Annotated in this window: 5 protein-coding genes, 1 tRNA gene and 2 rRNA genes (1 of these 8 running past the window's edge); 3 read left to right on the forward strand and 5 right to left on the reverse strand. The window is 58.2% G+C overall.

The genetic code is table 11. The annotated features are described in order from the left end of the window. Nucleotides 1-7: 7 nt before the first annotated feature. Together NKJ88_RS08490 and NKJ88_RS08495 are read left to right on the forward strand one after the other, a co-directional pair. Nucleotides 8-535 carry a phage tail protein gene (locus tag NKJ88_RS08490; protein WP_023685706.1) on the forward strand — a complete coding sequence of 176 codons (528 nt, stop codon included), beginning with the start codon at nt 8-10 and terminating at the stop codon, nt 533-535. 10 nt (nt 536-545) lie between these two features. Beyond that, nucleotides 546-1073, forward strand: a complete 528-nt coding sequence (locus NKJ88_RS08495; protein WP_023835059.1) for a GNAT family N-acetyltransferase — start codon at nt 546-548, stop codon at nt 1071-1073. A 15-nt stretch (nt 1074-1088) separates the two neighbouring features. Here NKJ88_RS08495 and NKJ88_RS08500 read toward each other — a convergent pair whose 3' ends face one another. Continuing rightward, entirely contained in the window at nt 1089-1667 is a 579-nt protein-coding gene (locus NKJ88_RS08500; protein WP_023733650.1) for a 2OG-Fe(II) oxygenase, read from the reverse strand. A gap of 72 nt (nt 1668-1739) precedes the next feature. Further along, entirely contained in the window at nt 1740-2009 is a 270-nt protein-coding gene (locus NKJ88_RS08505) for a DUF6916 family protein (protein ID WP_023672960.1), read from the reverse strand. A 238-nt stretch (nt 2010-2247) separates the two neighbouring features. Between NKJ88_RS08505 and NKJ88_RS08510 the strand changes: the two genes are divergently transcribed. Beyond that, nucleotides 2248-3042 carry a SapC family protein gene (locus tag NKJ88_RS08510; protein ID WP_023698851.1) on the forward strand — a complete coding sequence of 265 codons (795 nt, stop codon included), beginning with the start codon at nt 2248-2250 and terminating at the stop codon, nt 3040-3042. A 322-nt stretch (nt 3043-3364) separates the two neighbouring features. On the opposite strand, the gene NKJ88_RS08515 is transcribed toward NKJ88_RS08510, so the two are convergent. From NKJ88_RS08515 to NKJ88_RS08525, 3 genes are all read right to left on the reverse strand, one after another. Then, nucleotides 3365-3441: transfer RNA gene (locus tag NKJ88_RS08515), tRNA-Met, on the reverse strand. A gap of 320 nt (nt 3442-3761) precedes the next feature. Then, a 5S ribosomal RNA gene (rrf, locus tag NKJ88_RS08520) occupies nt 3762-3876 on the reverse strand. Between the two features lie 201 nt (nt 3877-4077). Then, nucleotides 4078-6359: ribosomal RNA gene (locus NKJ88_RS08525) — 23S ribosomal RNA — on the reverse strand (it continues 520 nt past the right edge of the window).

Below are 6359 nucleotides of genomic sequence, written 5' to 3' on the forward strand. Positions count from 1 at the left end.
ACTTGCCATGACCAATCCGTTCGTCGCCGAAATTCGAATTTTTGCCGGAGATTTCGCCCCGACGGGGTGGGCGACCTGCGATGGCCAGCTCCTGCCAATCTCGCAGAATACGGCGCTGTTTTCGCTGCTGGGCACAGTTTACGGCGGCGACGGCAAGTCGACCTTCGCGTTGCCGAATATGGCTGGCTCCGCGCCCATGGGGCAAGGACAGGGCAATGGCTTGTCGGAGCGGTTTCTCGGCGAGACGGGTGGCGAAACGTCCATCACCCTTCTGCAAACGGAAATGCCGCAACATAATCATTTTGTCGCGATGTCCACCGAGAGTGGCGCCCAGGGAACTCTTACCGATGCGGTTGTTCTGGGGAAGTCGGGGGGCGGAACGCTGTATCAGAACAACACTTCGCAAAATCTGGTCCAGATGGACCCCCAGGCACTGAGCATGGCGGGCAGTACGTTGCCTCACAACAACCTGCCTCCCTATCTGGCGATGACGTTCATCATTGCCATGCAAGGCGTTTATCCGGCGCGTCCGTAAGCGCCACTCCATGATCCAGCTTCCGATTGTGGACAACGGGCCTGTTATATTTTGCTGGGTGCGCGCGGCGCGGATTGATCTGACGTTCCGCCCGATGGCGGACGCCGATCTGCCGTTCCTGTCGGCGCTCTACGCCTCGACCCGCGCCGAAGAACTTGCCGTCACGCCGTGGAGCGATGCGCAGAAAACGGCGTTCCTCGACATGCAGTTTCAAGCGCAGCACGCGCATTACCAGAAATACTATCCCAACGCCGACTGGCTGGTGATCGAGCAGGCAAGGCAAGATATCGGTCGCCTGTATATCGAGCGCTCGGCGAGCGAGCATTGCATCATAGATATCGCCTTCCTGCCGGCGCATCGCGGCAAGGGGTCTGGCGGTGCGTTGCTCGCCGATCTCATCGATGAGGCCGCCGCCGTCGGCAAGTCGGTCTCGATCCATGTCGAGAAGAACAATCCAGCGCGGCGGCTCTACAAACGCCTCGGCTTCACCGTTGCCGAGGACAAGGGCCTCTACGACCTGATGATCCGTTCGCCGTAAGGGCCGTGCCGGTCGTCACGTGCCGCGATACCAGGAGACGATGGTGAAACGTTCGTTGCGCGTGACCGGGGTGACTTCATGCGTCGTTTCCGAACGAAAGGCGACGAGAGAGCCCGGCAACGCGGGCATGGCAACGCGCAGGCCCGGGCCGCTGTAAGGCCCATGCAGGACCAGCGAGCCGCCTGCATAGCTTTTTGGCGAAGGGTTGTCCGATTGACGGTTGAGAAAGATCACCGCCGAGATCTTTCGGAACCGCGACTCGTCGTGAATGAGCGGCGTGTTGCCATCCTGGTGCGGCACAAAGAAATCGCCTTGCCGATAGTGAAGGAACTGAGGTTTCTCGACCTGGCCGAGCAGCAGCCCGAAATGCCGCTCCAGAGCCGCCTTCTGCTGCGCCAACAGGGCACTCACTCGCTCTTCAGTGGCCTGCGAAACATCGGCGCGCACGGTCTTTCGGATCTCCGGCCATGCCATCTTCTGGTCGGCACGCCCCAGCAGGCCGGCCGGACGGCCCACGGCCGCCCGAATTTCCGCGCACAGTGCGCTACACGCCGCTCCGTCAAATACGTCCGCAATCTCGATATAGTCGATCATATGTCGAGCCGCCGCGCTGCCAAATCGCCCTGATGGCCGGAGCGTCCCCGTGGCCGATCCGGTCGAAAAAAATCAGTTGAATACCGCCTCGTAAAGCCGCCCTGCCTCATCGGCAGCGATCGGCACGATGAAGATCTCATGGGCGCCGCTTTTGCCGTTGAACCGATAGATAGCCTGCGGCAGCGCCGCGTCGCGCGGCCCCCTGAACAGCAGCGTGAAGCCACCGCCGTCGCGCGGGCTGTTGGCAATGGGCTGCACCGCGCTCAGTTCCATCGTGAGCGTCTGACCGCCGGCTTCGACGGAAAAGCTCTGCCCCTGCTCGAAATCCGAAAGCGATGCCATGCGCCTGCCCTGGTTCGTCTGTCTTTCAGACGGCTCTCTTGAGATGTCTATCCCGTCAGCCAATCTCGCCGCTTCATGGCGTGCTGTCTATAGAGCTCGATCACCAGAAGTACAAAAGAGCACGATCAAACAAACAGATAGATTTATCTTGGCCACGTAGGGTGAAGCAGCCGTCAACGCGTTGCGCACCGGCAGCCACTGGCCTAAACCGGAATGGTATAAGAGGAGAACACTAGGGATGACTGACGCGAAAACAGACACGGCCCCGGCCGGAAGCACCGCGACCAACGCGCTGCCGCTGTTCTACAAAAAACCCGAGGCGCTCAATCCGCTGCGGCACGGCTCACTCGGCCTTACGGCGCGGGCCGATTTCTCCTTTGCCCGCACCGCGCACGCCATCCCCGTCGTCGCATCGGAAATGCCCGCGGCGATGCGCTCCTATCCGATCGTTTTCATTGGCGACGCCAAGGCGCCTGTCATCATCACCGGTCTGCGCCAGGACCAGAACCTGTTCGTAGGCGCCGACGGCAAATGGGCGGAGCCGCATTACATTCCCGCCTATGTCCGCCGTTACCCCTTCATCCTCGCCGATGAATCGAAAACGACCGGCCGCCTGACGTTGTGCATCGACCGCGCCAGCGAACGCGTCGTCGAGCAGACGCCTTCGTCCAAGGGCGGCGACGAGACCGCGCCCTTCTTCGACGGCAACGAGCCGGCCGAGGCCTCGAGGCAGGCGCTCGCCTTCTGCAGCCAGTTCCAGACCGACTTCAATGCGACTCGCGCCATGATCGACAAGATCGACGCGCACGGCCTGTTCGCGCCGCGGCAGAGCAAGGTGACGCTGGAGGGCGGCGAGACCCTCAACCTCACCGACTTTCAGGTGATCGACGAGCCGGCCTTCAACAAATTGAGCGACGAGGCGTTTCTTGATCTCAGGAAATCCGGCGCGCTTGCGCTGCTCTATTGCCATCTCGCCTCGAGCAACAGCTGGACCTCGCTGGCCTTCCAGGCGTCATTGCGGCGAGCTGGCTGACGCGGCCCGCGACGAAAAGCTTCGGCAAGGCGCGGGTTGTTTAAATCAACGGTTCGCGCCTTCGCACGACGATCTCTCCGCGGCTCGAATCATGCTGTTGTCGTGCAGATCGCTTGCCATGACGGGTTGGCGAACTTCCTAATGCTCGACGTATAGCTTTCGCGAATGCGCCGAGGCGGCATCAATCCCCCGGTTCGCGGACCTCTCAATAAAGCCGAGCACGCCAACCTTGCTGCCCTCCTCAATCGTTGAATAGTCGGTCGCGGCCATAGATCGCGGTCCGAACGCAAAAAGCCCGCGTGAAGCGGGCTGTTTTTGATGTTGGTTGCGGGGACAGGATTTGAACCTGTGACCTTCAGGTTATGAGCCTGACGAGCTACCGGGCTGCTCCACCCCGCGTCACCTCCAGGGCAAGCTCTTGCTTGCTCCGGACTCTCCAGGGCAAGCTCTTGCTTGCTCCGGACTCTCCAGGGCAAGCTCTTGCTTGCTCCGGACTCTCCAGGGCAAGCTCTTGCCTGCTCCGGATCTGAAGCAAGCGTTTGCTTGCTTATCTGGACGTAAGCCTGGGCCTATGAACAGGATGGCTTACACATAGGTATATGGCTGACCAAATGAAAGGGCCGCTTGCGCGGCCCGTGATCCCTTGGCGGGCCTTTTCGTAGAGAGAAGATTTCAGTTTCATCCGGTTTGCGGATGAGAGTTCAACGTGCGTTTTGCAGACCTGGCAGCGACCTACTCTCCCGCGTCTTGAGACGAAGTACCATCAGCGCTGGAGCGTTTCACGGCCGAGTTCGGAATGGGATCGGGTGCAGCCGCTCCGCCATAACCACCAGGTCGGCAAAACGCACGTTATATCGAGAAGCTGTTTTTTCGTGCCAAGGCGACGTTTGTGTCTAGCTAACGGACAAAGTCCGCAAGCGCGACTGCGCGTCGCCGGTTTTCCGGCGCCCTCGCGGAGCATAGGCCCTGTTAAGGGCCGCTCATGCGTGAGCGCTGGTCAGATCATCGTGTTCACGATGAGCATAAGGAATGAGAACGATCAAGCCGATCGAACTATTAGTACCGGTAAGCTTCAAGCGTTGCCGCTCTTCCACACCCGGCCTATCAACGTGGTCGTCTTCCACGGTTCTCAGGGAATACTCGTTTTAAGGTGGGTTTCCCGCTTAGATGCCTTCAGCGGTTATCCCGTCCGGATATAGCTACCCTGCTATGCGGCTGGCGCCACAACAGGTCCACCAGAGATCCGTCCATCCCGGTCCTCTCGTACTAGGGACAGATCCTTTCAATATTCCTACACCCACGGCAGATAGGGACCGAACTGTCTCACGACGTTCTGAACCCAACTCACGTACCGCTTTAAATGGCGAACAGCCATACCCTTGGGACCTGCTCCAGCCCCAGGATGCGATGAGTCGACATCGAGGTGCCAAACAACCCCGTCGATATGGACTCTTGGGGGTCATCAGCCTGTTATCCCCGGCGTACCTTTTATCCGTTGAGCGATGGCCCTTCCACGCGGGACCACCGGATCACTATGACCGACTTTCGTCTCTGCTCGACTTGTCAGTCTCGCAGTCAGGCAGGCTTATGCCATTGCACTCAGCGAACGATTTCCGACCGTTCTGAGCCCACCATCGCGCGCCTCCGTTACTCTTTAGGAGGCGACCGCCCCAGTCAAACTACCCACCATACATTGTCCCGGACCCGGATAACGGGCCGCGGTTAGACATCCATAGTAATAAGGGTGGTATTTCAAGGGTGGCTCCACCTGAGCTGGCGCCCAGGTTTCAAAGCCTACCACCTATCCTACACATGCCACTACGAATGCCAATGTAAAGCTATAGTAAAGGTGCACGGGGTCTTTCCGTCTAACCGCAGGAACCCCGCATCTTCACGGGGAATTCAATTTCACTGAGTCTATGCTGGAGACAGCGGGGAAGTCGTTACGCCATTCGTGCAGGTCGGAACTTACCCGACAAGGAATTTCGCTACCTTAGGACCGTTATAGTTACGGCCGCCGTTTACTGGGGCTTCGATTCAGAGCTTGCACCCCTCCTCTTAACCTTCCAGCACCGGGCAGGCGTCAGACCCTATACGTCGTCTTGCGACTTCGCAGAGCCCTGTGTTTTTGATAAACAGTCGCTACCCCCTGGTCTGTGCCACCCTCCTCTACTTGCGTAGAAAAGGGTCACGCTTCTTCCGAAGTTACGCGTGCAATTTGCCGAGTTCCTTCAGCATAGTTCTCTCAAGCGCCTTGGTATACTCTACCTGACCACCAGTGTCGGTTTCGGGTACGGTTTATAAGGAGGAGCTATTTCCTGGAACCGCTCCGCTGCCCGTTCAATCCGATAAGATTGGACAACTTGTGCGATCCGTCACTACCTCCAAGCCCACGAATATTAACGTGGTTCCCATCGACTACGCGTTTCCGCCTCGTCTTAGGGGCCGGCTAACCCTGCTCAGATTAGCTTTAAGCAGGAACCCTTGGTCTTTCGGCGGGGGAGTCTCTCACTCCCCTTACGTTACTCATGTCAGCATTCGCACTTCTGATACCTCCACCACCCCTCACGGGTATGGCTTCGTCAGCTTACAGAACGCTCCGCTACCGCTTGGCCCTTGCGGACCAAACCCTAAGCTTCGGTGTATGGCTTTAGCCCCGTTACATTTTCGGCGCAAAGACCCTTATTTAGACCAGTGAGCTGTTACGCTTTCTTTAAATGATGGCTGCTTCTAAGCCAACATCCTGGTTGTTTTGGGATCCTCACATCCTTTCCCACTTAGCCATAACTTGGGGACCTTAGCTGTAGGTCAGGGTTGTTTCCCTTTTCACGACGGACGTTAGCACCCGCCGTGTGTCTGCCGACTAGTACTCCCAGGTATTCGGAGTTTGGTTAGGTTTGGTAATCCGGTGAGGACCCCTAGCCCATCCAGTGCTCTACCCCCTGGGGTATTCGGTCGACGCTCTACCTAAATAGATTTCGCGGAGAACCAGCTATTTCCGAGTTTGATTGGCCTTTCACCCCTAGCCACAAGTCATCCCGAACTATTGCAACAGTTATGGGTTCGGTCCTCCAGTAAGTGTTACCTTACCTTCAACCTGCTCATGGCTAGATCACTCGGTTTCGGGTCTAATGCGACGAACTGAACGCCCTGTTCAGACTCGCCTTCGCTGCGCCTACACCTAGCGGTTTAAGCTTGCTCGTCACACTAAGTCGCTGACCCATTATACAAAAGGTACGTGGTGACCCTTGCGGGCTCCCACTGTTTGTAGGCAATCGGTTTCAGGTACTCTTTCACTCCCCTTGTCGGGGTGCTTT

The organism is Mesorhizobium sp. M0016 (genome assembly GCF_040324035.1).
In the GTDB taxonomy this organism is placed as follows: Bacteria; Pseudomonadota; Alphaproteobacteria; order Rhizobiales; family Rhizobiaceae; genus Mesorhizobium.

Bases quoted from the DNA above. Each gene is read 5' to 3' on its own strand.
- NKJ88_RS08490 (WP_023685706.1), top strand. From the start codon at position 8: ATGACCAATCCGTTCGTCGCCGAAATTCGAATTTTTGCCGGAGATTTC.
- NKJ88_RS08495 (WP_023835059.1), top strand. From the start codon at position 546: ATGATCCAGCTTCCGATTGTGGACAACGGGCCTGTTATATTTTGCTGG.
- NKJ88_RS08500 (WP_023733650.1), bottom strand. From the start codon at position 1,667: ATGATCGACTATATCGAGATTGCGGACGTATTTGACGGAGCGGCGTGT.
- NKJ88_RS08505 (WP_023672960.1), bottom strand. From the start codon at position 2,009: ATGGCATCGCTTTCGGATTTCGAGCAGGGGCAGAGCTTTTCCGTCGAA.
- NKJ88_RS08510 (WP_023698851.1), top strand. From the start codon at position 2,248: ATGACTGACGCGAAAACAGACACGGCCCCGGCCGGAAGCACCGCGACC.